Origin of the sequence: Sphingobacterium sp. UBA7631 (assembly GCF_002483935.1) — a bacterium.
In the GTDB taxonomy this organism is placed as follows: domain Bacteria; phylum Bacteroidota; class Bacteroidia; order Sphingobacteriales; family Sphingobacteriaceae; genus Sphingobacterium; species Sphingobacterium multivorum.
This window is the reverse complement of the sequence record NZ_DLIX01000001.1, coordinates 18293-43790: the sequence shown is the minus strand read 5'-3', so window position 1 is coordinate 43790 and position 25498 is coordinate 18293. Positions and strand designations below refer to the sequence as shown.

The 25498-nt window shown below is 37.0% G+C and carries 29 protein-coding genes; 12 read left to right on the top strand and 17 right to left on the bottom strand.

What is annotated here, in order from left to right; translation table 11 throughout:
- The first annotated feature begins 210 nt into the window (after window positions 1–210).
- Window positions 211–1455 carry an alpha/beta hydrolase-fold protein gene (locus tag B3P16_RS00235; protein WP_286840843.1) on the top strand — a complete coding sequence of 415 codons (1245 nt, stop codon included), beginning with the start codon at window positions 211–213 and terminating at the stop codon, window positions 1453–1455.
- Between the two features lie 75 nt (window positions 1456–1530).
- Here B3P16_RS00235 and B3P16_RS00230 read toward each other — a convergent pair whose 3' ends face one another.
- Window positions 1531–1893 carry a hypothetical protein gene (locus tag B3P16_RS00230; protein ID WP_286840842.1) on the bottom strand — a complete coding sequence of 121 codons (363 nt, stop codon included), beginning with the start codon at window positions 1891–1893 and terminating at the stop codon, window positions 1531–1533.
- A gap of 234 nt (window positions 1894–2127) precedes the next feature.
- Here B3P16_RS00230 and B3P16_RS00225 point away from each other — a divergent pair, with 234 nt between their 5' ends.
- From B3P16_RS00225 to B3P16_RS00185, 9 genes are all read left to right on the top strand, one after another.
- Entirely contained in the window at window positions 2128–3138 is a 1011-nt protein-coding gene (locus B3P16_RS00225) for an Rpn family recombination-promoting nuclease/putative transposase (RefSeq protein ID WP_286840840.1), read from the top strand.
- A gap of 249 nt (window positions 3139–3387) precedes the next feature.
- Window positions 3388–3909, top strand: coding sequence for a hypothetical protein (locus tag B3P16_RS00220; protein ID WP_286840838.1), 522 nt, complete (start codon window positions 3388–3390; stop codon window positions 3907–3909).
- Window positions 3910–4775: 866 nt separating this feature from the next.
- On the top strand, window positions 4776–5642 hold the full coding sequence (locus tag B3P16_RS00215; RefSeq protein WP_286840837.1) for a hypothetical protein: 867 nt from the start codon (window positions 4776–4778) through the stop codon (window positions 5640–5642).
- A 544-nt stretch (window positions 5643–6186) separates the two neighbouring features.
- Window positions 6187–7011, top strand: a complete 825-nt coding sequence (locus B3P16_RS00210) for a helix-turn-helix domain-containing protein (RefSeq protein ID WP_286840836.1) — start codon at window positions 6187–6189, stop codon at window positions 7009–7011.
- A gap of 220 nt (window positions 7012–7231) precedes the next feature.
- Complete coding sequence (locus B3P16_RS00205; RefSeq protein WP_286752207.1) at window positions 7232–8053, top strand: alpha/beta fold hydrolase; 822 nt, start codon at window positions 7232–7234, stop codon at window positions 8051–8053.
- Between the two features lie 115 nt (window positions 8054–8168).
- Window positions 8169–9077 (top strand): alpha/beta fold hydrolase, encoded by a 909-nt coding sequence (locus tag B3P16_RS00200; protein WP_286752206.1) that lies wholly within the window; start codon window positions 8169–8171, stop codon window positions 9075–9077.
- Between the two features lie 62 nt (window positions 9078–9139).
- Window positions 9140–9577 (top strand): Rid family detoxifying hydrolase, encoded by a 438-nt coding sequence (locus B3P16_RS00195; RefSeq protein WP_286752205.1) that lies wholly within the window; start codon window positions 9140–9142, stop codon window positions 9575–9577.
- A gap of 191 nt (window positions 9578–9768) precedes the next feature.
- Window positions 9769–10671, top strand: coding sequence for an SDR family oxidoreductase (locus B3P16_RS00190; protein WP_286840834.1), 903 nt, complete (start codon window positions 9769–9771; stop codon window positions 10669–10671).
- 46 nt (window positions 10672–10717) lie between these two features.
- Window positions 10718–11632 carry a helix-turn-helix domain-containing protein gene (locus B3P16_RS00185; protein WP_286752203.1) on the top strand — a complete coding sequence of 305 codons (915 nt, stop codon included), beginning with the start codon at window positions 10718–10720 and terminating at the stop codon, window positions 11630–11632.
- Between the two features lie 118 nt (window positions 11633–11750).
- On the opposite strand, the gene B3P16_RS00180 is transcribed toward B3P16_RS00185, so the two are convergent.
- The 5 genes from B3P16_RS00180 to B3P16_RS00160 form a co-directional block, all read right to left on the bottom strand.
- Window positions 11751–12113, bottom strand: coding sequence for a response regulator (locus B3P16_RS00180; RefSeq protein ID WP_286840832.1), 363 nt, complete (start codon window positions 12111–12113; stop codon window positions 11751–11753).
- A 157-nt stretch (window positions 12114–12270) separates the two neighbouring features.
- Window positions 12271–13539 (bottom strand): hypothetical protein, encoded by a 1269-nt coding sequence (locus tag B3P16_RS00175; protein ID WP_286840830.1) that lies wholly within the window; start codon window positions 13537–13539, stop codon window positions 12271–12273.
- Between the two features lie 472 nt (window positions 13540–14011).
- The gene (locus tag B3P16_RS00170) at window positions 14012–14530 is read right to left on the bottom strand and encodes a ferritin-like domain-containing protein (RefSeq protein WP_286840828.1); all 519 of its coding nucleotides are present in this window, start codon (window positions 14528–14530) and stop codon (window positions 14012–14014) included.
- Window positions 14531–14891: 361 nt separating this feature from the next.
- Window positions 14892–16763 carry a PAS domain S-box protein gene (locus B3P16_RS00165; RefSeq protein ID WP_286840826.1) on the bottom strand — a complete coding sequence of 624 codons (1872 nt, stop codon included), beginning with the start codon at window positions 16761–16763 and terminating at the stop codon, window positions 14892–14894.
- Between the two features lie 322 nt (window positions 16764–17085).
- The gene (locus B3P16_RS00160; protein ID WP_286752198.1) at window positions 17086–17340 is read right to left on the bottom strand and encodes a hypothetical protein; all 255 of its coding nucleotides are present in this window, start codon (window positions 17338–17340) and stop codon (window positions 17086–17088) included.
- A 323-nt stretch (window positions 17341–17663) separates the two neighbouring features.
- Here B3P16_RS00160 and B3P16_RS00155 point away from each other — a divergent pair, with 323 nt between their 5' ends.
- Entirely contained in the window at window positions 17664–18266 is a 603-nt protein-coding gene (locus B3P16_RS00155) for a hypothetical protein (protein WP_286840824.1), read from the top strand.
- A gap of 185 nt (window positions 18267–18451) precedes the next feature.
- The gene (locus B3P16_RS00150; RefSeq protein WP_286840822.1) at window positions 18452–19108 is read left to right on the top strand and encodes a response regulator transcription factor; all 657 of its coding nucleotides are present in this window, start codon (window positions 18452–18454) and stop codon (window positions 19106–19108) included.
- Between the two features lie 202 nt (window positions 19109–19310).
- On the opposite strand, the gene B3P16_RS00145 is transcribed toward B3P16_RS00150, so the two are convergent.
- From B3P16_RS00145 to B3P16_RS00095, 11 genes are all read right to left on the bottom strand, one after another.
- A complete protein-coding gene (locus tag B3P16_RS00145) occupies window positions 19311–19652 on the bottom strand; it encodes a hypothetical protein (RefSeq protein WP_286752195.1) in 342 nt (113 codons plus the stop codon).
- 138 nt (window positions 19653–19790) lie between these two features.
- Window positions 19791–20099, bottom strand: a complete 309-nt coding sequence (locus B3P16_RS00140) for a hypothetical protein (protein ID WP_286840820.1) — start codon at window positions 20097–20099, stop codon at window positions 19791–19793.
- A 17-nt stretch (window positions 20100–20116) separates the two neighbouring features.
- Window positions 20117–20965 (bottom strand): alpha/beta fold hydrolase, encoded by an 849-nt coding sequence (locus B3P16_RS00135; RefSeq protein ID WP_286840818.1) that lies wholly within the window; start codon window positions 20963–20965, stop codon window positions 20117–20119.
- Window positions 20966–21004: 39 nt separating this feature from the next.
- A complete protein-coding gene (locus tag B3P16_RS00130; RefSeq protein ID WP_286752192.1) occupies window positions 21005–21478 on the bottom strand; it encodes a PaaI family thioesterase in 474 nt (157 codons plus the stop codon).
- 57 nt (window positions 21479–21535) lie between these two features.
- Window positions 21536–22075, bottom strand: coding sequence for a DinB family protein (locus B3P16_RS00125; protein WP_286752191.1), 540 nt, complete (start codon window positions 22073–22075; stop codon window positions 21536–21538).
- Between the two features lie 10 nt (window positions 22076–22085).
- The gene (locus tag B3P16_RS00120) at window positions 22086–22730 is read right to left on the bottom strand and encodes a hypothetical protein (protein WP_286752190.1); all 645 of its coding nucleotides are present in this window, start codon (window positions 22728–22730) and stop codon (window positions 22086–22088) included.
- An 11-nt stretch (window positions 22731–22741) separates the two neighbouring features.
- On the bottom strand, window positions 22742–23149 hold the full coding sequence (locus B3P16_RS00115; RefSeq protein WP_286752189.1) for a class I SAM-dependent methyltransferase: 408 nt from the start codon (window positions 23147–23149) through the stop codon (window positions 22742–22744).
- Window positions 23150–23159: 10 nt separating this feature from the next.
- Window positions 23160–23615: a VOC family protein gene (locus B3P16_RS00110; RefSeq protein ID WP_286752188.1), complete on the bottom strand. Its 456-nt coding sequence runs from the start codon at window positions 23613–23615 to the stop codon at window positions 23160–23162.
- A 54-nt stretch (window positions 23616–23669) separates the two neighbouring features.
- On the bottom strand, window positions 23670–24104 hold the full coding sequence (locus B3P16_RS00105; protein WP_286752187.1) for a GNAT family N-acetyltransferase: 435 nt from the start codon (window positions 24102–24104) through the stop codon (window positions 23670–23672).
- Window positions 24105–24190: 86 nt separating this feature from the next.
- Window positions 24191–24787: a TetR/AcrR family transcriptional regulator gene (locus B3P16_RS00100; protein WP_286840814.1), complete on the bottom strand. Its 597-nt coding sequence runs from the start codon at window positions 24785–24787 to the stop codon at window positions 24191–24193.
- 111 nt (window positions 24788–24898) lie between these two features.
- Window positions 24899–25372: a pyridoxamine 5'-phosphate oxidase family protein gene (locus tag B3P16_RS00095; RefSeq protein ID WP_286752185.1), complete on the bottom strand. Its 474-nt coding sequence runs from the start codon at window positions 25370–25372 to the stop codon at window positions 24899–24901.
- Window positions 25373–25498 lie beyond the last annotated feature (126 nt).

The following is a 25498-nucleotide window of genomic DNA, read 5'->3' as shown; positions in this document are numbered from 1 at the left end:
CAATTTGTTTTATAGGTTGTACCAATTCAAATGGTCTAATTTTCCGATGGCTAATATGCAATAAAAAAACGAATTTCAATATGATAAGGTTTAGAACAAACAGAATGCTGCGTTCTTTCCCCAAAATCATGCATGAAGATATTATAAATCTAAAACTTTTCCATAAATTTAAAGCTTACTTGTAATGATAAGATCTATTTAACCTTTTTAATGGCAACAATACGGATGATTTCCAGCATTATACTGACGGGCCGAACTATAACCACAATAATCTGTTTTTTTATTTTTAGCCTTAGCAACTCTTTTGCGCAATCACATGACAATTTTTTAGTGGTTGGACAGCGCTATACGATAAACTCTAAAATACTTAATGAAAGCAGAAATTATGCTGTTTATTTACCGGCTTCCTATAAAAACAATGTCGACAAAAAATATATCGTTGCCTATGTTTTAGATGGGGATAGGAGTAAGTTTTTGGAAGTGTCTGGGATTGCACAATCAATGCATTCAGATGCAAATCTTAAGTTGCAAATCCCTGAACTCATTATTGTTTCAATAGAAAACACCGATAGAACAAAGAATTTTACTCCTACAAATTCATTGAATTATTTGGATAAAGAAGATATTTCTGCATTTAAAAGTAGCGGAAAAGCGGATGATTTCATGCGTTTTATGGAGAATGAATTAATGGTGGAAATAAATAAATCTTTCAGAACCGTTCCACAAAGCATGATTATCGGCCACTCATTGGGTGGACTATTTGCGTTACATTGCCTATTAGAAAATCCGCAGCTGTTTAGTTATTACTTACTTATCGACCCCTCTTGGTTTTGGGATCATAATTATATTGGGAAAAGAAGTAAAGAAGTATTGGAGAATCGAGTCGACCTAAAAGCTAGGATATACATTGCATTAGCCAATAATATGCAGGAAGATAAGAGGCATTATCAATGGGGAAATCAATTTTATAAATTACTGAAAGAGAATAAATCTCCAGATCTGAAGGTAGACTTCAGATATTTTGAAGACGAAAAGCATTTAACAGTAACAATTCCTGCCACATATTATGGCCTTCGATATCTCTTCGAACCATATAATATTGATATAAATGAAGTAACAAAAGACCCCGATATATTAGTAAATTACAGTGCAAAAATAAAAAAGGAACTTTTCTTTGATACTAAACCGGACCAAAGTTTTGTAAATACTATTGGATATGTTGCCCTTTATGATAGAGAACTACCTGATATAGCAATTTCTATTTTTGAGCTGAATACGAAAAATTATCCGCAATCAATCAATGTATGGGATAGCTTAGCCGAGGCCTACACAGTCAGGGGGTATATGGATAAAGCGAAAAAGTGTTATGAAAAAATCTTGACACTTTCTCCAACTAATAATACCGCAAAAATGAAACTAGAAGAATTAAATAGTAAAATAAGACAGAGAAACTAAATGCTAGACATCGGTACGCGAAACCAGCATTTTATACCTCTTCACTCGCAAATTGATGTATATTGGACTTGGGTATTAATCATGCCCAATTGAAAAGTCGCAGGCCGTGATAGCAACCACGATCAATTCCAAGTTTCCAATAGCTGCCAATGTTATTATCGGTACCACTGCTTTAGCGATATAGGGGTGAGCTATATAGATTTCTTTGGCGGTAGCTCTACCAGTTGTCCTCCCGCAATCTTTAATAATTGCACCGATCTTAAAGGTTTTCTGTCTTCTCTCCAGCATGACGGAATTAATTCTATTTGCGAAAAAGTCCTTAATTAATTCCCAGCCACTTATATTCATACTACTATTCCCGTTTTTGTCGAGGTAGTCAATAATATTTAAAGTGCCAATAATTTCAAAATTGTCTGGATCAGTTCGGAAACAAAACATTCGGGATCTACGAATTGCCTTTAAAGTCTTCTTACGGTTTCCCTAACCAATCATTCTTTCAAACCAATATCTCAGCCCAACAGTTTTTTTACCAATCCGATAGCGTGGTGTAATATGGGAGATATACCAGATTAAAGACGGATTCTTAAAACTAATGTTTTTACTAAAAATATTAGTTTTAATGTTTTAATTTGCTTATAATTGTATTGTTAACCAATTTAAAAACAATATATTATGAGTGAATTGAAGCAGTCTAAATATATCGATATCACGACAGATTACGGCTTTAAAAAAGTTTTTGGATCAGATACCAATAAAGATCTACTGATCGCTTTCTTAAACGAACTCTTTAGAGGGCGCAAGATCATTGCTGATTTATATTATAACAAAAATGAGCATGTTGGAGATACAGAGGATATCGGTACGGTTATTTTTGATCTGACCTGTACGGCAGACAATGGCGAACGTTTTATAATTGAAGTGCAGCGCACGGCGCAGGATAATTTGAAAAAGCGCATGCTTTACTACAGCAGTAAGTTGATAACGGATCAGGCACCTAAAGGCAACCGAAGGGCTTGGAATTATGCAATTAGTGAAGTCTATATCATTGTATTGATGGATGGATTTACGATGCCTGATGCGGGTGAGGAGAAGTATTTTTTACACGATATTTGTCTATGTTATCGGGATCACAGTAAAATATTTTACGAAGATCTGGGTTTTATATATGTAGAATTGGTTAACTTTGTTAAAGCTGAGGCAGAGTTAGATAATGATTTGGATCGTTGGCTTTTTATACTCAAAAACATGTCCTCGCTAAAGGGACTTTCAAGATATCTGCGGAAGCCGATATTTGAAAAGTTATTTCAGTTAGCAGAGTATAGCAAACTAAAACCGGAGGAACGAGAGATGTACAACGCAAGTTTAAGGAATAAATGGGATGCCGAGAGCATCCGAAGTAGCCAGGAAGAACAATTGAAACGAGCGCGCGAAAAAGCAATTGCCGAAGGAAGAGCGGAGGGAGAAGCTAAAGGAAGAGTAGAAGGAAGAGCAGAAGGAAGAGTAGAAGGAAAAGTAGAAGGAGCGGCTCAAGGGATGGTCGAGGGAGAAGCTAAGGGTAAAACTGAAGTAATAAAAAACCTCTTGTCTTTGAATAAGTTTTCGATTTCGGATATTGCAGACCTGGCGAATGTCACTGTTGATTTTGTAAAGCGAATAGAGGCAGATATAGTTAAAGAAAAATAAGGTATATTTAAAATATAGGATTTCAAGGCCGCTCGGAAAGTATCTAAGCGGCCTTTTCTTTCTTATGCAATAACCTGCAGGTATAACCGTGCAGCAGAAACTATCGATACATAACGATGAGAATAGATTACGAACAGTTTGCCGGTAAAAAATGTCAGGAACTTATGCAGATCCAGGAGAGGTGAGTCATATGCTAGGTCATGAAGTATAAAATTTAGAGTCATCAATCCTTACAAAGACAACCAAGTTATGAAGATGCAATTGACAATGATTGTCTTGCTGACAACATCAACATTGACCAGCTTCGGACAAAATAATGATCATAAATCTGTGGATCATTCGGTAGATACCACTTTTGTAAAATCATTGGAAGAAAGGCAATTAGGGGGAAGCAAATATTCTATTTCTTTACCCACAGATTATGCTATGAATGAAACCAATGGAGAAGATTTTTCCGTTTACCATTTTTATCCTGCTGACACTACAGATCATACTGGTTTTTCGGGCGGCTTATATTTCGGTAATCATCCTAGCCAATTTCCAGCTAAAAGCAGAAGTTGTAAAACCGAGCATCTGAAAATTGAAATATTTGGTCAAGATGTAAGTTGGACCATTTATAACTGTAATGAAGACTATTCAATTCAAAGCATAATGTATAGTAAAAGCGGCGAGGGGTGGAATGAATTGGTTCACATGTTTGGCAAAGCAAAATCAACTAAAGATCTCGACAAATTGCTGTTTATTTTTAAGACAATGAAAAAAAAGGAATAGTATATGCATTACCTCCCCAGAGTGACCTATACACAATCTAAAGAGCAAGGGATCTTGATCGATTTTTTGCCATCATAGTCGGGTTTAAACGCTATTTGATAGTTTATATATTGATAAAAGTTGAGCTTTAACAAAGAAATAACGATGGAGAATTACTTGATAATGTTTAATAATACGATTGAGTTCTTGAAAAAAAATAATCTAAAGTATGAGTACATGAAATTTTCATCTGGTTCAATTATGCTAGATGTTTGGAATAATAAAAAATTCTACGTTTTTCAATTTGAACCTGATCGAGTAGGTTTCTCAGAAGTTGGCGAAAATGTCGGCTTTGATACTATACCTGACAAAATACTTTTGAATTCAGATATGTTAAGACTTGTATTGACGAGTATTGTTTAAAGCAATGTTCTTTTGAATACTTACCTGTTTTGGTATACTTACCTTAATTTATCATCAACGATTAAGCCCCAGTTTCTAAAAGATATCTTTTTCATTTTTCTCTAAATCAACGTGGCAATTCGTTTTTAAGACAATGTCACAACATATTCCAGCCGGTCTCATCTTTTCTCTACAAATCGGTGCTCTGCATATGGGGTTTAGTCATTAATCTTGTCCCATTGAGAAATATTATACGATGATTCTATCCCGATAATTGAAAAATGATAGCGGATAATAAATATAGCTTTACGGATTATAAAATAGCCTTTCATACCAAAAAGACTGGCCGTATATTTACATAAGTGAGGTTGGGTCAAGTGATTGAAGTTCGGTAGCGAGCTCGCGCTATTTTAAAAATGGTGAATTAAGCTTTGGTGTACTATTTGGCGAGACTATATATAGGAATAGGTCATAAAAAATACGATATGAGAAAAAAAATAACATCATTTATGTCAATGTTCTTACTGTGCGTTTTTGCTTTTGGACAAGGCACACAGAAAACTAAACCCCAGATAAAAACAGAGGAAATAACCTACCATGGAATAGCAGGGCGGCCTATTAACAGAATCGATATGCAAGGACTGGATCAATATAAAGAGTACAATTTAGATGGTACCGTTTCAAATATCTATATCGTAGAGTTTGACAAAAGCAAGAATAAAAATAATTACAATTTAAATGAAAGATATATCTATGAAAAAGGAAAACTCTGCAAAATAGAACTAATTGGCACAGGTACGGCGGATAAATATGGGGAGATTTTGTTCTCTTATAATGAACAAAAACAATTGACAAAGAAGATTGAAAACCGGTACGAAGGCAATAGGTTAAATCTGAATCAATTTAGCGCATACACAGATTATTTTTATAATGAAAATGACGAAACAGTAAAACGTTATGAATACGACGAAACAAAAAAAGAGTTTTTGTTAGTTTCTATTGTCACTAAAATATATGATCGGAATAAAAATATGATTCGAGAAAAAACTGACAATTTTGATGGCAATATATCAGGGGTTGTTGATATCAGATATGACAACTCTAATAAACCAATCGAGCTAAATTCTTCTTATTTTAAAGAAACAAAAAATTATAAATACAATTCACATGGCGATATAGAAGAAGAAATAAGCAGATCTGAAGAAAGCCCTACCATACAATCATCAACCTATTCATATATTTATGATAATTATGAAAATTGGGTTGAACAAAAGCAGATTATTAAAAGAAATCCTAAAGACGAATTTGAAGGTGGAATTTTAATAAAAAGAAAGATCGAATATTATGAATAAAACGACCCCTAAAATGTGATATTACTGAAGCCTAGTGAAGTACTTTTTGTTCCAGCAGGAAAGTACTATTCCGCAAAGAATATCGGAAAAGTTAGGGCTTCCGAACTGGCTACTTATATCGTAAGAAAGGATCAACCTTTACTTAAATTAAGAAGTAAGTTTTTTGTGTAGAAGCGAACTCACTACTGATTGCATTTGTTTTTTTCGTAACGGTAAAAGCAATATATCGCCTATGAGCTCTCATGTAGTTGGATTTTAAGTTTAAGTGCTATTTTTGGCCATAAAAAGTCAACAATCGTACTTTTTTACGTAGGGTAATTACAGTTTATTACAATTAGTTCGGTATTTCCTGAAATTTAGCTGTTTAGATATGCCTTTTTGCAAAAAAATGAGCTAATCTCTTTGTTCAATTATCTGATCTGACCTTAATTAAGGCGATCATTTATTGAAAATGAAGTCTAAGTCGAATTACTGTTATTTGTATTCCTTATTTTTACGGCATAATTTTAATAGCGACATTTCATCGTAATCTTATACGTCCTATATGATCAAGGAATTTTCATTTAAAAAATTTGGCAATTTAGAATTTAGCAAATCTTCCGTTCAAAGTGATTCACTAACTAAAATAAACGAGCATATCAAGGTGCTCTTTATTCCGCAAAAAGCGATCATTCAGGTTGATTTTCAGGAGATGAAGATGACAACAGACAGCTTGCTATTCATCAATCCGCATGTTATTTTAAAGCCCTGCGAAACTGTTGGTGGTCAATTGATGCATTTCAATAGGGATTTTTATTGCGTAGAAATACACGACCACGAAGTCGCTTGCGACGGTATTCTATATAACAATGTGTTTGAAATTCCATTTATCAGCCTCAATGAGCAGCAGTCGGCTGAAATACAGAAAATCATCAGCGATATTCAGGCGGAATTAAAAAATGAGGACTCAGGAACAGAAGAAATGCTGCGGACCTTATTAAAGCTTATCATTCTTAAATCCACTCGTATCTGGAAACAGCAGCATCAATTAGCGGATAATGTACAGCAGGCCGATGTCCAGTTTCTAAGAAAATTCAGCAAGTTGGTCGAACAGCATTTTAAGACGCTCCATACCGTTGCCGATTATGCAGACCTGCTCTGCGTTACACCAAAAAATCTCAGTAAAAAAATAAGCCTGGTCAGTAAAGAAACACCCAATGATATTATAAAAAACCGCATCATACTGGAAAGCAAACGCCTTTTGGCCCATACCAAGATGAATGTCAAGGAGATTGCATACACACTGAATTACGATGACGATGCCTATTTTGTTCGTTTTTTTACAAAACATACGGGAATATCACCCACCAGTTTTAGAAAACAGTTTTAAGAACAAATCCTCCAATATATTTTCATGAAAAGCACAGCCAATCGGTTGTGCTTTTTTTATGTTTATGCCTCCCTGCCATTCAAAAATATCCTGTTCCGTAGGTAAATAAACTCTTATTGGGCAAAAAGTGCAATTCAAAGCGAAAACCATCCATTGATGCGCCTTCAAAATTAGCCCAACTTTGCAATAACAAAGAAAACAACAATTAAATAATAAAGACATGAACAAATTTACAGTAAAAGACGGAACAGAAATTTATTTCAAAGATTTAGGCGAAGGACAGCCAATATTTTTCCATCATGGATGGCCATTATCATCCGATGACTGGGATGCACAGATCATGTTCTTCCTTGAAAAAGGATTTAGAGTGATCTCCCATGACAGAAGAGGGCACGGTAGATCTACCCAAACCGATAAAGGAAATGATATGGACACCTATGCGGCTGATGTTGCAGAATTGGTAGAGTTCCTGGATTTAAAGGATGTTATCCACGTAGGTCATTCCACTGGCGGTGGCGAAGCGATCAGATATGCTGCACAATATGGGAAGGACCGGGTATCCAAAGTGGTTTTAATCAGTGCGATTACGCCTTACATGATTGCTGATGGCAATAATCCTGACGGAGTGCCTCTCGCAGTTTTTGACGACATCCGCCACAATACATTGCATAATAGACAGCAGTTCTATCAGGATCTGACTGTTCCATTCTACGGTTACAACAGGGAAGGTGCTGACATTAAAAAAGGAATCCAAGACAACTGGTGGAGACAGGGAATGATGGGCAGTATCAAGGCACAATATGACTGTATCGCGGTATTTTCGGAAACTGATTTTACAGACGATCTAAAAAGTGTAGAAGTGCCCGTCTTGGTCCTCCATGGGGATGATGATCAAATTGTACCCTATTCAACTACTGCTGTTAAAGCAGCGGAGCTGTTAAAGAATAGTAAACTGATCATTTATCCGGGTTTCTCTCATGGCATGCCCACCGTCAATGCTGATGTAATCAATGCGGATATACTATCTTTTATAAAGGGATAAAGTTAAAGAGGCAAAAAGTGCAATTCAAAGCGAAAGCTGTCCATTGTAAGGCCTATAGAATAAGAGCAACTTTGTAGTATCAAAAAATAACAACAACAATAAATAGTTAAAGATCATGAAAAATTTAATTTTGGCAGTCGTATTATTGACAACATTCATTTCAAATACCGTTTTAGCACAAGCTAAAAGAACACCAGCATCTTTTGGAAGAGAAGAATATATTGAAGTAGAGAAAAATGTAAAACTTCACGTGACGGACCTTGGTGAGGGAGAACCAATTGTTTTGATTCACGGATGGCCGTTGAGCGACGCCATGTACGAATATCAATATGCTGATTTTATCCAAAAAGGCTATCGTGTGATCGGTATTACCTTAAGAGGATTCGGGCTCTCTGACAAACCGGGAGGCAAATATAATTACGATGTGTTTGCCGATGATATCAAAGTTGTTTTGGACAAATTGGATATTAAAAATGCTACCATCGGCGGATTTTCGATGGGGGGGGCCACAGTGATTCACTATGTCGCCAAATATAATGCGGCACACGTTTCAAAAATGGCATTATTTGGCGCAGCGGCACCAATCTGGACAAAACGGGCAGACTTTAACTACGGCCTGTGGACCAAAGAAGACGTTAACGGATTGATCCACCTGAACAACACGAACCGTCCGGAATTATTCGCCACTTTCGGTAAGATATTTCCAGCCAATGAAAATAGCGTATCCCAAGGTCACGGCGTTTGGTTAGGAGGCATCCAGGCTCAGGCCTCACCCTATGCAATGGCTGAAGGATTAAAAACTTTAAGAGATAGCGATCTGCGCAATGATTTGAAGAAGATTACAATCCCTACTTTGATCTTGCACGGTAAGTTAGATAAAATCTGTTCTTTTGATCTTGCAGAACAGATGGATGACCTCCTTAAAAACTCAACTTTAGTTCCTTTCGAAAAAAGCGGTCACGCGCTGTTCATCGAAGAGCTGGATAAATTTAATAGCGAATTATTAAACTTCATCAAAAAATAATCGAATTACAGAATGGGGTTAGTCAATAGCTAACCCCATTTTTACTATTTAAATTACCTAAAATGCACAGACTTGTCATACTTTCCCTCGCACTGATCCTGTTGTCATGCGGCACAAAAAAGGAGATCATAGCCATAAAACATAACAGGTTGCCAGAAGCAATAGGTCCTTATAACCATTCTACGCGTTATGGCAATCTTATTTTTGTATCGGGGCAAATTGGCTTTGACCCAAAAACAAATGCACTGAAAAATGGTGTCGAAGAACAAACGGTTCAGATCCTGGAAAATCTAAAGATGATTTTAGAGGACAATCAATCCGATCTGAAGCATGTCACCAAAACAACGATTTTTTTAAAAGATCTCAATCATTTTGAAACGGTCAACGCAATTTATAGTAAATTTTTCAATGGACGTTTTCCGGCAAGGAGCACAATTGAAGTGACTTCTTTACCACGGGGAGCAGATATCGAGATTGAATGTACTGCCGTCAAAAGATGACCTACAGTTCCTACATACCAATAGTTCGTTCCTTTATTTTGATTAGGATAATCCTCATTATGGCCACGTAAGTATATCCATTTGAAAGCAACTTTGCATTCATATTGTAAGTTTTGGATACAACAAAGTTATTTTTGGATACATTTAACGGTATACGAACCCTGAACTTTGCTTCATAAATAATATTAGACATGAAAGTATTTGTTACAGGCGCTACAGGATTCGTAGGAACAGCTGTAGTACAGGAATTATTAGGTGCTGATCACAAGGTTCTTGGACTTGCAAGATCAGAAGAATCCGCTAAGAAATTAATTGAAGCAGGAGCAGAGGTGCACTACGGTGACCTTACTGATTTTGAACGGCTCAAATTGGGGGCTAAAGCCGCTGATGCTGTTATACACTTAGGATTTGTTCATGATTTTGGACGTTTTCAGGAAATGTGTGAATTGGATAAAGAAGTGATCGGAGCAATAGGAGATGCTCTTGTCGGAACGGATAAACCCTTTATCATCACTTCTGGCACTGCACTCTTTTCAAAAGATGGCATCACAACTGAGCAGGACCGTAGCGTCAATCACCCGCATCCGCGGATTGCAACTGAAAATGCCGCGGACGATCAGGTCGCGAAAGGCGTGCGTGTCGCCGTTATTAGATTATCGCCATCTGTGCATGGTGAAGGAGATAAAATCGGTTTTGTTCCGCTATTTATCAAAATAGCAAGGGAAAAAGGAGTTTCAGCGGTTATTGGCGGCGGAAATAACCGCTGGCCAGCTGTGCATCGGCTGGATGCGGCAAGGCTCTACCGATTGGCACTGGAAAAACCATTTGCCAGTGGAACCAGATATCATGCAGTAGCGGAAGAGGGAATTGAGCTTAAGAATATAGCCTCTGAAATTGCGGAGCGTCTAGCTATTCCATTGGTCTCTATAAATTCACAGGAAGCGGAGCTGCATTTCTCTTGGTTTATGCATTTTGCAGCGCTTGATAACCCCACTTCAAGTGAATGGACAAGGAATGCGCTGGACTGGAAACCGCTACATCCCACTTTGCAGGAAGATCTAAAAGGTTCATATTATTTTTCGGATAACCGATAATCTGTATTTTTGTTCTTATCTTTTACATATAAATGCACATCATTCCATGTCCGATAATAAGCCGATTCGAATTAAGACTATTTCCGATTTTCACAAACTGCGCGGTCTGCCGGGACCGAAGCACCCGCTGATTAGTGTGATCAATTTTGAAGATATGACCGAGCCTGCACAGGTCGGAAAACAGAGTCTGCTTTTCGATTTTTATATGATTTCGGTAAAACGTGACATGGAACACAAGTACCGGTATGGACAGAATGATTATGATTTTGATGAAGGATTGATGTTCTGCATGGCACCACATCAGGTTTTAAGTGTAATACGTGAAGAGCAAGGAAAAAATCCGTCCGGATGGATGCTGATGATCCATCCGGACCTTCTCTGGAATACGGCGCTTTCGACTTCAATCAAAAGATATGAATTTTTTGATTATTCGGTGAATGAAGCGCTGTTCTTATCCGAAGATGAGGAACAAAAAATGCAGCAGATAATCGAAAATATTAGGCACGAATATCAGAGCAATTTAGATCAGTTCAGCCAAAACATTATCATTTCTCAATTGGAGACCCTATTTAATTACACCGAGCGTTTTTATCAGCGCCAGTTTATAACACGTAAGAAAGCCAACCATCAGTTTTTGGAGAAGCTGGAAAATTTTTTTTCGGATTATTTTGAAGGAAAAGATATGGCGCATGGTTTACCTACGGTGCAGCTTCTCTCCGAAAAGCTTAATATGTCTCCACAATACATGCGGGGACTGCTTAAATCGCTTACAGGACAAACCACTCAGCAGATTATCCATGAAAAATTGATCGCAAAAGCCAAAGAAAGACTTTCCACAACTGAACTTACCATAAGTGAAATAGCCTACGAATTAGGCTTTGAGCACGCCCAGTCATTCAATAAACTGTTTAAAGCAAAAACAAATATTTCACCGCTGGAGTTCCGGAATTCATTCAATTGAGCTCATATTCAAAGGTAATTGGGGAGATTGATAATGACATGCGAAAAAAACAATCAAGGCCAGCAAATGCTTGGGAGATATTACACACCTTTAGGCATAAATCTATTGTCAGATCCGATCAGTCGCTATTTTTCTTGACCACTTCGATCATGTAATCCAGATCAAAAGGCTTCTGGATAAAATCGTCAGCTTTACATTCCGCTGCAATTTTTTCGATATTGTTGGCCGTTGATGTCAGAACAGATGAAACATCTTCGGTTTCAGGGTCTGATTTGATTTCCTTGATCACTTCTGATCCCTTTTTGTCGCCTCTGATGTGGTCATCCACGATAACGATATCCGGGTCAATATCTGTAAGTTCTTCAATCGGTTCTGTTGTAAGCGAAGGAATCACCTCAAAACCTTCATCAACTAAGACTTCATCCATTAGATTCAAGATATCTTCATTATCCTGAATAAGCACAGCCTTCTTTTTTGTCATTTCTTCTGAAATTTATAGGTTAAATATAGGAAAAAAGCCGGTACGATCAACTGGCAAAATAGCTAATTTCTGTTGGGAAGTAGTTATATAAAGGTTTGACCAAACTTGTTAAAGACTGGTTGTGTCAGTAGACTCAACACGGCTTCCACATTATCCATTACTTAATTTCTTCACCAGTAGTGCCGTCAAAGTTAAGTACTGTGGAATTGTATGGATCTTTGAAATACATAGAAATAACCATACGTTGTTTTAGTGCTTTGCGCGTGATCATTTCATGGGCTTTTGCGGGGTCTTTAGCCAAAGCATCAATGTCTATTTCTAAATTCTTGTCTATATTTATGGTCATCTGTTTCTTAAAACCGACATAAGTGAGGTTTTTGACATCGTATTTTTTGAGGCTTTCGGCAAGTGCTTTCTTAAGAATGGGCAAAGAGGTTTCATCAGCGGTAAACAGCTGCTCAGGGTTTACCAAGCTACTGCCGGAATTTGGGCTCACTTCAGCGGAATTACCACGCAGCGTAACATCATCGTAGGCATTTTTTTGCCCCTCGGCTTCTACACCCAAGACTACAAATTTATCGTAAATCAGTATTTTTTCTGCTTTTCGGTTGCCGATGTATCCAATGGCTTTTTGATAGGCTTTATCCAGATTTTTGTTGTCAAAATTCCCTATATTTTGCCCCGTTAAAGTTTTTGGTAAATCGCGAACGTCAGTAATCAGTTGGTCAAAATTGCCCGACAGGGCAAAAGGAAATGAAAAGCCGAGACCTAAAAAGGCCAGTGAAAGAACAATGCCAAACGCCAGACGCAGACCGGAGACTTTGCCAACTTCAGTCTCAAAAATAGACGAGCCTTTATCGGGATACACCTTTTGGGCTTTAACATTTTTGAATTTTTCTGCGGCATCGTAGACCTTATCACGCCACGCTTCATTCGGACTCATTTCCATTATACCGTAACCCGGATTTTCCTTGTCTTCAATAAAAGCCACAAACCGTCCGGTGTAGAAATTGGGTAACTCACCCATCGTGATAAATTGGCGAATGGTGGTTTGATAAGGCTCTCCGGAATCCGGAAAAACAGTAAGAGTGAATTTGAATTGATGATTAAAATTATTGACCACCAAACCAGCCTCTTCCAGTTTTTCAACCCGTGCAGGAACCCGCCGGGCATTTCCACCTCCTATATTTTCACCGTTTGCGGTCATTTTCGTGATTTTCGAGGTTAGTCCACGCGTGAAAACTATAGCCCACAAAAACGTTAGCGCAATAAATCCGAAAATGGTAAACGGAATCCAGCTATCCGGAATCATACCGCCCGAGCCTGCTGTTATCATTCCGATGAATGCACCAATCCCCATCCAGGTTAGCGCTTTAAACAAAAATCTACGCAAGTTGAACGGCCCCTTTTTTTTCTGGTTGTTCATGTAGCAGTATTTTATACTAAATATATTACTTTACTTTTGAAATACGATCACAAGTTCCAGTCATTGTATAGCCTTGAACTTAGAGTTATTCAAAAAGTTATATTTTTTGAATGGCATTTTTTATCATTTTTGATGGTGTGGAAAAGAAGCTCGCGGGTAGAAAAGTGGACCAATAATCTTTTACTGGAGATCAGAGAAAGCACAGGAATAACTGTTCTTTATATTGATGTGCTCAATCATCACCTTGAAGCAGTGAAACAGTGATATACTCGAAAAACAAAAGATCAATATTTTTATGAAAATCTTAATTCAGACTTTTCAGCCCTAATTTAGGTCGGTTCCAAGGGAATTGTGAAAAGCTATCCGGGATCGTTTGAGGAAGTATCAGACAGTGGCAGTGAATTGTTGATATACGATTTTAACGAATTCATGCCGATAAAATTATCGGCATGAATTCTAAGTAATTTATTATCTATGATTTGGACTCGTTAACGCCTGAGATTGCTATTTCAGTCAACAGACTATCTGTCTGTTTCTCCTGATCCAGTGTTTCTTGTAATAACTGTTCAGCCTCGGTATGTTCCATCAATTTAGCTAAAGTCACCAGACATCCATAGCTGGCAATCTCATAATGTTCCACTTTTTGTGCAGCGGAAATTAATGCCGCATCAAGCGCCGGATCTCCTTCAAAGCTTTCTATAATTTCATCTGCTTCTTCTAAAAGACCTTCCATAGCTTTACATTTTTTGCCACGAGCGGGAATTCCCAACGAGGAAAACACTTCTTTCAGCCGTTCAATCTGTCCTTCCGTCTGATTATAATGTTCATCAAATGCTTTTTTAAGCTGATCGCTTTCTGCTGCCTTACTTAACTTTTTTAAACCTTTGAGAAGCTGTTTTTCTGCTCCTAAAATATCTTTTAATTCGTCCACGAATAATTCATGTAAATGCTCATTTGGCATTTGTGTTGCATTCTGATTCGATGTTGCCATAATTCTAGTTTTTTCTAAAATGGACACATTTAGAATGCATATCGTTTGGAAATTTCTAATAAATCCATAGCCTCTACTGCTGGAGAATGATAGTGCTAGTTGTTGGGGTGATCCTACTAATGATTCCGGCCCTCCTAAGTATCGCCGTTATTGTTGACGATTATATACTTCTCCACAATCTGTTTGGAATCTTTGTGACACATTACTTTTTTGTCAGTATTTACAAGGATGAATACTGCTAATAGAGGAATATTTCGCCCCTGATAATGATGCTCTGCGTAAACTGTGAATACCATCTTTACCGTTTCTCCTTAGAACAGCACCAAACGCTAATAGGTTTAAAGAGCATGTAATTATGACCTTAGGAGATGGTAGATATCCTTGCAGGAAGGTCGAAATAAAAAGTTGATCCACTGCCTTTCTTACTTTTAACCTCGATACGGCTGCCATGGCTGCGCAATATTTCTGAAGCCACATATAGGCCAATTCCAAATCCTGAAATATTTGAGGTATTTAAATTGTCGACACGGTAAAATGCTTTAAATATATTTCTGGCATGTTTTTCATCTATACCCATTCCCTGATCACGAACGTAAATTCGAATATTCTCACCCAGTTTTTCCGCCCCTAGATCAATGATCCCGCCTAATGGCGAATATTTAACAGCATTGCTTAAAAGGTTTCCCAACACTTGATCAATTTTCGGCCGATCTGCAAATATGTGAATCGAAGGATCACAGGATACCGTGAAGTCATGCTTGCGGTATTCCGATCTCATGTCATCGATGCATTCTTTCATTAATTTTTCAAGAGCGAAACAGGATTGGTTAAGTTGTAATTTACCTTCGTCAACTTCTGCGACGCTAAGAAAATCCTGTATCATCACCATCATCTTTTTAACCTGCCCTTCGATTTTAGTGCATAGCATCGCGCTTTTTTCGCCATATCTATCTTTGTGCTGCTGCATAATTTGGGCACTCATCAATACACTGGTTAGCGGGGTTTTGAGCTCATGACTTGCCATGGAGATGAAAACGTTCTTCCTCTTTTCCTCCTGCTTCTTTTCTGTGATATCCCGCGCGATTTTGGAGACACCGATAATTTCACCCAGTTCGTTTTTAATAGGAGAGATGGTCAATGATAAATCAATTAATTTCCCGGACTTCGTCAGGCGGACTGTTTCAAAATGCTTGATCGAGTGCCCAAGCCGCATCCGGCCCAGAATAAAATCTTCCTCCTGATGCCTATCGGGTGGGATCAATTTTAAAATTGGCTGGCCGATCATCTCCTCAGGCGTATATCCGAATAGCGTGGACGCCGCATCATTCCAGCTTGTTATTATACCTTCGAGCGTTTTTCCGATGATAGCATCATAAGACGAACTTACGATAGCGGCCATTTCCGCGCTTTTTTGGATGGCTTTTTTTTGGTCGGTGATATCCATGATTGCCCCAATGATCCTTCTGGATTTTCTCGCGGCGCTAAAATAGGCTGACCCCTGAACTTTGATATAGGAAATTGAATAATTCTGTGGTTTTACAATTCTACATGTAAACTCAAATTGGGCGTCAGCGCTATCTTGACTTAAAGTTCTGATCTGCTCAATGACCGCATTCCTGTCATCAGGGTGTACAAGATCAATCAGTGTATCGGTGAATTCAGTATTTGAAGGGAGATCCAATATCTGCTGCGCCTTTTCAGAAACATGCACCATTCCATTATCGGAATTCCAGTCCCAGGTTCCCAGGCCTGTGGAAGCAAGAGCGAGCCTGAGCCTTTCCTCTTTTTCTTTTACTATCTCTGTGAGCTGATCTTTTCTTAGCTGAGCGGTCACGGCTTCTGTAACATCTTTGGTAAAGCACATAGAATGCATAAATTCGTTGTCTTTCATCAAGGCGCTAGAATTTATAACAACATGTCTGTTATCTCCATTTTTGCATTTTAGGATAGCCGGATAGTCATCGATACGCTCATTGTTGGCCAGCTTGCTTAGTATATCGTTGATTGTGTTCTGGTCGGCATGATAATTTTTGATTGGCTGGCCGATATACTCTGAATAGGTGTAACCAAGCAGATCCAGTTCAGCTTGGTTGGCCCAAATTATAATGCCATCGCTATTAACCCAGTGCAGCGAAATCGAAGCCTTCTCGATAAACTCTGACAGCTCGGAGACCCGTTGTTTTAGGTCTCTGTTTTCTTTTTCTAATCGTTCTATCGTTTCTTCGGGACTCATAGAGCTGTAATAAAGCTAAATGTTTTTGGAGTAAAAGTATAGAAATAAAACCTTAAAAACTCAGGTAAAAATACGTTGTATAAGGCGTAAAAAGTCCTAAAATTTTATAAATCATTTAATAGGTGAAAGATTTAAAAAACAAGGATAAATGGCAGGCTAAAAAACACAAAAGAGAAGACGCAATCTTCTTATCAAAAAGAAAAAAATTCTGTTTTTAAAAATTTGACGGATAATTTCTTCCTTAAAAAAAAGAAATAGGAACTTGAAGAGTTCGATTATTGTTTGATTAAAAAGATTCAACTGGTCTGATGTCCTACCAGTCTTATTCTTTCTGAAATCTAGTTTTGTATGCAATATCAAATTTTAATAACATTTTAAAGTGATCTAAGGTATCTTCATCGTGAAAGGCGCCACGGATTGATTCATCTACATCATAAAGCAATGCTATTTTTTCTGAATATTTAATCAGCTTTTCGTGTGTTATTCCCATGACATCTGTATGTCGATAGTCTTCCTTTATAAGCATATCTGAAATTGCATCTGACAGCCTCACCATTTCATCCCTTTCTATTAACATATCACTTTTTTTATTTACATCGGCAGATTGATTCTTGTGAAGGATTCCGCAGCGCAAATGAATTGATTTTAATGAACATAATAAAAATACAAAATTTTATCTGTATAGTCGTTTTTAATATTTTAGCGATGTCACATTTCTAATTCCCTTAAAACATTCTCTAATAATTATTCACTTACTAAAATTTAATATATTGATTAGGTGAACGTGAGAAGAAGCGTTGCTGAATTATACTAGAAATTTGTTAAATTGGTTACTTGCGAGTGCTGATGCTGGATCCTACTTCGGGATCAGAGTCATATTGATTTTAAATTTCAATATTAATGAAGAAAGTAACCGGTCAAGAAGAAAAATGTGCTGCAGGGGATGCCCTGGAGTTCTCCGCTAATCTGTTTGTTTTTGAAAGGAACTCTTGTATTGCCGTCTCTCAAAATACCTGTGATTTATTGGGCGTTAAGATTAATGATATCTGGGGATTAGCTCCTGAAAAAATAATGGAGATGCTTAGTCCCTCGATGACTTTGAATTGGGAAGAATTTAGTCATAAGGTTTATTCCAATTATGCGGAGCTCTATATTGGAAGTATCAAGATTAACGATAAGGCCTATGACATAATCGCATACGGATTAAAGAAAAGGCTCTATCTTGAAATTAGAGAATCAACTGCGAATATAGTTTACAAAGATTCTTCCGGAACATCTACTTTCTCAGGAAGTTCGAGCCGCTGTCCTGTTTCTTTGCTAATCCATGATATTAAGAATTCCTCGGCCAGTATCCAGCTTGCCGCTCAGATGATTTTACAGAACCAAAATATGCCCGAAGAGTTTAAACAAAAAGCACTGGTTAATATTATAAGGTGTTCTGGGATGATTTCAGAAATGGTGGATAAGCTAAGCAATACAGTTGTTGAGGATCGCGAAAAATAGCTGTTAATTTAAACTAGTTGTTTTCATAAAGTGGGATGCTGCATAGATGAAAAAATACTGATCCGATACGTAAAATTCACAAAAAGAAATTTATTATGCTAATAGCGCAAATCTAGGCAAGAGCGCTCGGAAAGTGGCAAGCAAATTGAGGATAAAATTTGACTGTTATTATAAAATTTTGTTACATGTATAAGATATTGCTTGTTGAAGACCATATTCTAGTGCGTAGCGGCCTAAGGCTTTTACTTAATTCACAGGCAGAAATTAATGTGACTGGAGAGGTTGATAATGGCATGCAAGCGCTGGAATATCTTAGAGACAACGAACTTCCTGATTTGATCCTTACTGATATCACAATGCCAGAAATGGATGGGATTACATTGATCTACAAAGTAAAAACCATGTTTCCAGATGTCAAAATCGCAGTTCTATCTATGGTTGATGATCACGCGACTGTCTTGGAGGCCTTTAAAGCCGGGGCATTAGGTTATTTATCAAAAAATTCAGATTATAATGAACTTCTGAGTGGTTTACTTGAGATTTGTCAAGGAAAGAGATATCTGTCCACGTCAATAGGCTTGTCATTATTGGATAATTGGCAAATTAATCAACCAGGGCGTCTCGACAAAGAAATAATTTGTCAGCGTTATGATATAACCGAAAGAGAATTAAATGTTCTTGAACTTATTACCCACGGTTTAACAAATGCTGAGATTGCTGATAAGATATTCCTGAGCAAACGAACTGTTGAAGGAGTCCGACAACAGCTCATCGATAAGACTAATACGAAGAATACAGCCGACCTTGTTCGATTTGCGTTTCAAAAAAGTTTAATACAATAACTTCATATCACCTCAGGATATAATTGTCATTCTTTAATACCGTAAGTCAGGTGGTTCCAATGGGTGGGAAGCTATTCAGGATGGCCCGAGAAAGTATCCGAAATAGGACTAATATAATGGTTACTGACAATTAGAGCACAATAGCCACAAAGGGCTAACGATATGTTAGCCCTACTATTTCTTTCCGATAATGAGAGCTTTCTTAAATAATATTTTCATCAACGTCAGAAGGAGCTGTCGGAGGCTGAACTGGAATGCCTTCTGCGTCATTGGCCTCCTCTTGTTCACCAATTTCTTGATCGATTTCCTTTTCATTAATGCCCGGGAATGCATTTTCTCCTTCAATACCTACTTCCTCGTCGAATCCCAAGTCCTCTTTGTCAGCTACTTCAGGAGCTTCATTAGGGTCGTTTTCCGGTAGCTGTTCTTCCGGTCTATCGGGAACCTCGTTGGGCAAATCCTCTGGCCCTTCGGGTGATACGATTGCGAGCGCAATGATTGGCATACCTTGATGCACCTCTAGCGATATTAAGTTTTTGTTCATATAATACATTTAGTTTATATAGTGAACCCATCTCATGCCCATATCGTTAGCTGATAAACTACGTAATCAAACTCATTTTATACTTGAAAAAAATCTTTACTTGCCACCTAGTTTTGAAAATACGAGCAAACGTATAATCTAATCCAAATTTCTACAAGGTATCCAAACGGATATTTTGCCTGCATTTTTTTTATCATAAAAGCCCTCTCCTGTATCTACAAGTATTAATTGTTCATTCTTTCGGATAAGCATCACATTAATAGGAGCTTCGTAGATATCCGTAGGTAAATGCAGTCGGTTGAGCTCTTTATGAAGATCTTTAGGTATTGCATCCGTTGCAATAATAGGCTGATACGATTCTATATCAAAGTATCCATCGGAAAGAATATAGATTTCCAGGTTATCAAATGGAATCTTGAGGTGACTGGCATTAATTTGTGTATTCATCAGAGTAGTGCAATTAATTAGCGTTTTGTTTTGTTTAAAAAAGGGAATATTCGTGGTGCTAATCCAGCCAAAACATGTCCCATTTCTGGAATGGTTATTATGGTAAAGTCCTCGATAATATTTTGCAATCTAGCGGCAATTTCCTGAGTAGAGCGTATTACATCCTGCTCTCCGCCGATGAATAACACTGGCATAGTCAAACGACTGAGTTCGTCATCTGAAAAAATATATTCTTTTTCTATTCTCGCATTAAAATTGGTTTGTATTAAATCCATAAATGAAATAATCTTATTATCTACACGCTGGCTTCCCAAGATCAGTCTATTGATCCTGATACGTCCAGTTGTTCCCAAAAGGGAATAGAGGATGGCTTTTATGATAAATGTTGTTTTGGTAGGAACTATTCCTGCAGGCGTCAGCAAAATCAGCCGGTCAACTAATTCAGGATAACTTGTTGCAAAACGCAATGCCAACCATCCTCCTTGCGATAATCCGACTATATTTGCCTTGCTGATGTTGAGTCTGTCGAAAATCTCTTTTAGCCATTCTGCGAAATCTTTTGTTTCATAAGAAGGTCTGGTTTCTGCACTCTTTCCTGCCTCTCCGATAATGTCTATTGCTATGACTTTATATTGTTTTGAATATTCGGCTATGTCGGATAGCCATGACGTTGCATTAGAAGATGCGCCATGCAGTAAGATGACAATTTCTTGATGTTGACTTCCGGCCTCCAAAAAATGGGTGTCACCAAAAGTTGTTTTCAGCACATTGCTTTTCAAATTCAATGACGAATTCCTTATCGCCTCGTCGTAAGCCCGGATAATTTTGTTTTTTCCTTCAGGGCTTTTAAAGACCGTTTTATTCATGAATATTTCTGTATATAATGTTGTATAATAAGAACTGCATTACCGTCCTTTCGCTTTATCACCTCTTAAAGTGATGACTGTACTCGTTGCCATAGCTGCTATTTTGCCATCACTGCGAAAAATATCACATCGATAATGACTTAAGTTTTTTCCATTATGTAAAGGTGATGCTTTGGCAATAAGTATATCCTCGAAAACGGGCCGGTAAAAATTGATTTTCAATTCTACAGATGTAAAAGTTTCGCCTTCCAGAACAACAGTAGAATGTGCGGTTCCGATGGCTGCATCTGCCAGTTCACAAAGCAGGCCTCCGTGGATGGTTCCCTGTTGGTTACTGTGCTTGTCTTTTGTTGTATTGATCTGTACGGTCGCTGTACCTAAACCAACTTCTATAATGTCTATGCCTAATGTTTTTGATATTGGTGTCGGGTAATGCATCTGCGTATGCATGTCGCCGGTAATTTCACTTTTTATCAATTTATTTAGGTAATCTAATATCGATAGTTTTGTCATATACGTTGTTTTTATATTTATATAATAAACCAATCGGTCTTTTTATTAATAAAAGAATTATATGTTTTCCATGTTTCCTATTATTGACTGTATGGCATGCAAATGATGCAAATCATGCTCTGCAACAAAATGCATCAGGTCAATGATATTCATGGGTTGTTGTAATCTCGGATGCATACTTGTCTTCAATAAGTCTTCTTCACTCAATTTCTGAAGCATTACAATTGTTTTTTCTCTCTCGCTGACCAGATCCTTAATAAGTTCTTCAACCAACATTTTGTTGAAAGAAGATTGATCAGTTGCTGTATTGTTTAAATCAGCAGGGGACATATCCGGTTTTCCTTCCATTATATCTCTAAAACGGATTCGCCATAGATCTTCTAAAAGTATTAAATGTCCTATGTTCTCATTGACAGACCATTTATCTCCCATTTTGCGGGTTGAAACTTCTATAGGACAATTTTTCAAAACTTCCTTTAAAACAGCCGGAAAATCTTCAAGGAGTTTTAGATATTCGTCAAAATATTCCGAGCCTGTGTTTGAATCAAATTGTCGGTCGAACCATCTGACAAAAGATTGTGACTTTACTTCTTTCATGAGTATCAATTTATAGGTTATTACTGTTTATCCATGCTTTGGTAGGCATTATCCACTCGTCTAATGCCCTGAACAGAAAGCCGTGTTCCAGACCTGTGTTGAGGATAATTTCTTTAAAAGATTTCAAATCAGAATTTTTAAACCTAAGTTGCCTTGATAATAACTCAGCGCCGACGTCTGATTTTTCATTAATCGATAAAATCTTCCCATAGAGCTGAAACTTTCGATCTTCATTCATCGAATCATTTTTAAAGCTTGAGCCAATAAAAACAAATTTCAAATCTGGGTTTTTAGCATAATAGGAGATGTATTGAGCTATATAGCCTCCTTGAGATGTTCCAACAATTGAAATATGGTCATAAGGAACTCCACCGTTGTGTAAGCTGTCAATTTTAAGAATCAACTTTTTTGCATATATCTTGGGATCAGTGCCGGGCTTTCTTTTTTCAGATAGTATGACAGAATTTGTAGATTGAAGTTTTTCTAAAATCGCTGTATATGCCGCTGGTCCGTATTTAGGATGGAGTTCATTTAACGGATGTACTTCCAAAAATTTATTATGCAAAAAAAATACATACTTTTTTTGAGTGCTATTTTGAGCATTAACAGCAAATGGAAGAAATGACAGATAAAGAATTATTAACCTAAGAAACATATAATTTGAACTTAATTTAGAGACAACATCAGACTTCTACAAGATGCCTTTTTGAGGCTGTCAAACTCACGAACCAGATGATTGGGCAGATCATAAACATCGCTGCAGATAAAAGTTGTTGAAACATTACTCTGTTTTGCCAGTTCCCGTGCTTGATCTATTGCTACATCCGAAAGGTCAACGCCGACTAGGTCCGCTCCCAGGCGACTTAAAGAGATACTATCCTGTCCGAAATGGCACTGTAAATGCAATACGGATTTGCCTGTCAAATCTCCAAGTAAATTAAGCTCTATATCCTTTAATGAATTTTTCCCCTTCAAAAAGGCTTCCAGGTTATAAAAATCAGAATTGATATGTGCTTCTGTTCGGGCATTCCAAGATTCCCTGTTTATTTCCAAATAATTGTCTTCTGCATTCATATGTATTTGTCTAATGAAGTGAATTGATTTTTTGCCATTCCTCGTAGCTGATTACGCCAAGTTCTGGCTGGCTTTTGCCGTTTAGAATATGGATAAACTCCAGTTGATTTCCGTCTGGATCATCAAAATAGAGAGCAAGTGCGGGCATCCAGGCAAAAACCATTGGTTCATTGCTGCCATTTTTGAGAAAATTATAGGCTTTTAATCCGTTTTTATCTAAAAAAGTATTCGCATCTTTTAAAATGAAATCTTTGGAACAGGTGAATGCAAAATGTCTTGTCTGGAGATTACCTTGTTGTTCCCAAAGTCCGAGCATTGCCTTTTTATTTTCTCCGATCCAAAGAAATGCAATCGGCCTGGTTTCATCATAATGTGCAAACTCAAGTCCCAAAATTTTAGTATAGAATTGCACTGCATTTTCCAAGTTGCTTACTTGGATGTGTGTCTCATATAATCCTTCAATCATTTTTATATATTTTATTATTAATAATTATTGTGTTGTGATAAGTACAGGCTTTAATCATTTTAGCATATGAATAATCGGATAATCTTTGCCTGAACCATCCTTTTCTGATTTTCCTGATTTTCTGAACCCTAATTTTTCATAAAATCCGATGGCCTGATAATTTTGCTCATTGACATCAACCTTTGCAATGCCTTTCGTTTCATCCATAAATTGAAATAGGTGCTTTCCATACCCTTTGTTACGGTAGTCATTGTGAATAAAAAGCATTTCGAGGTTTCTGTCTGATACCGATGAGAACCCGACAGATTCCCCGTTTTCAATAAGGAGAAATACTTCGAGATTGGGCAGATAATCCTTCGGAATGACTTCTTTAAAGTAGATAAAATCTTCATTGGTAAGAAAATCGTGAGTTGCCCTAACAGCGGATTCCCAGATTTCCATAATTCTTGGATAATCTCCGGTGGTTGCAAGCGTGATTTGTGTTGACATAACTTTAAAATGGTACTATTTAATATGATATTCTGTTCACTTGTTAATATAAAATAAACCGAACGGTCTTTTTTAGTTTAAAAAAATTATATGCTTAAATTCTTAATTAATTTTTCAAGGAACGACATTGCAATTTTAAGCTCCACCATATGGTTGTTTACCTTTGCCTGCATGAATGCTCCTTCAATCATTGAAATCATGATCACTGCAATTTCAGTAGGGTCAGTATCTTCCTTTATTTCTTTTCTTGCTATGCCTCGTTTAATCTGATTTTCAATTGATGTTTTCCAAAATGCTAATGCCTTTTGTGTTCGTTCTTTTAGCTTAGGATGTGTATCATCAACCTCTGTAGCAGTATTTAAAATTGGACATCCAGCCTGTAGAAATGGGTATCTGAAATAATTTTTATAGGTTTGCGGGTAAACAAGCAGTCGTTCAATCGAGTTTTCAGTTGCCAAGATGCGGTCTTTCATATGTTGAGTAACTTTACCGAAGTTGTGATCAAAAACATTCAAGGCAATCTCGTCTTTGTTTTCGAAGTTACCATAAATACAACCTTTTGAAAGTCCTGTGGCAATCATCAAATCATTTATGGACGTACCTGCATAACCTTTCGTATTAAAAACTGTTGCTGTTTTTTCGATAATTAATCGTTTGGTATTTTCAGATTTAGTCGTTTTCATCAAGCATAAATTCTAATACGGGACAAAATTATGAAAAAAAATAAAACGATCGGTCTTTTTTTTGAAAAAGAGCATTTTCTAAATGCACTCAGATTTCTTACAAGGTTTTTTCTAATTCGTATTGCCGATAGTCCTCCCAAGCAGTTTAAGATAATCAATCATACTGCTAGAAGCAGATTTTAAGATTTTTGAATATTCAATAACTATTATCAGTACCCTAATAGTTGGATCGGTTTTTCCCTTATCAAAGTCTTTATTATTATAGGGCGACCAATACCTTTCTATTGTGCTGATATTGCTACTGGTTTCAGCAGTACCGATAATCATTAAAAGTTCAGATCTATCTGGTATGGTGTAAATTAATTTGATTTCTTTATTTGTTTGAAGATTATGATAGTGTTTGCTATCCGAGGAAAAGATAAAGAAAAGATTTCCATATCGGTCCATTTCTTTTGTATGTACTATTTGAACATTCTGTAAGCTGTTTTTTACTGTTGAGGTGCATAAAATACCATTTCTAATTTCATTCATTAAAACCTTTAAAATAGATATGGTTGCTTCTTTATTTTGTATAACATTTTTCATCGCAATGTTCTTAAATCTATAGAAATAAACATTAGCTAGCTCTGTCGAGTTCAAGTCTAAATACTTAAAGTTTATGAATAACTACTATTTTAGGACATTAAGCTGAGGTAGTGGTTAAGGTTACAT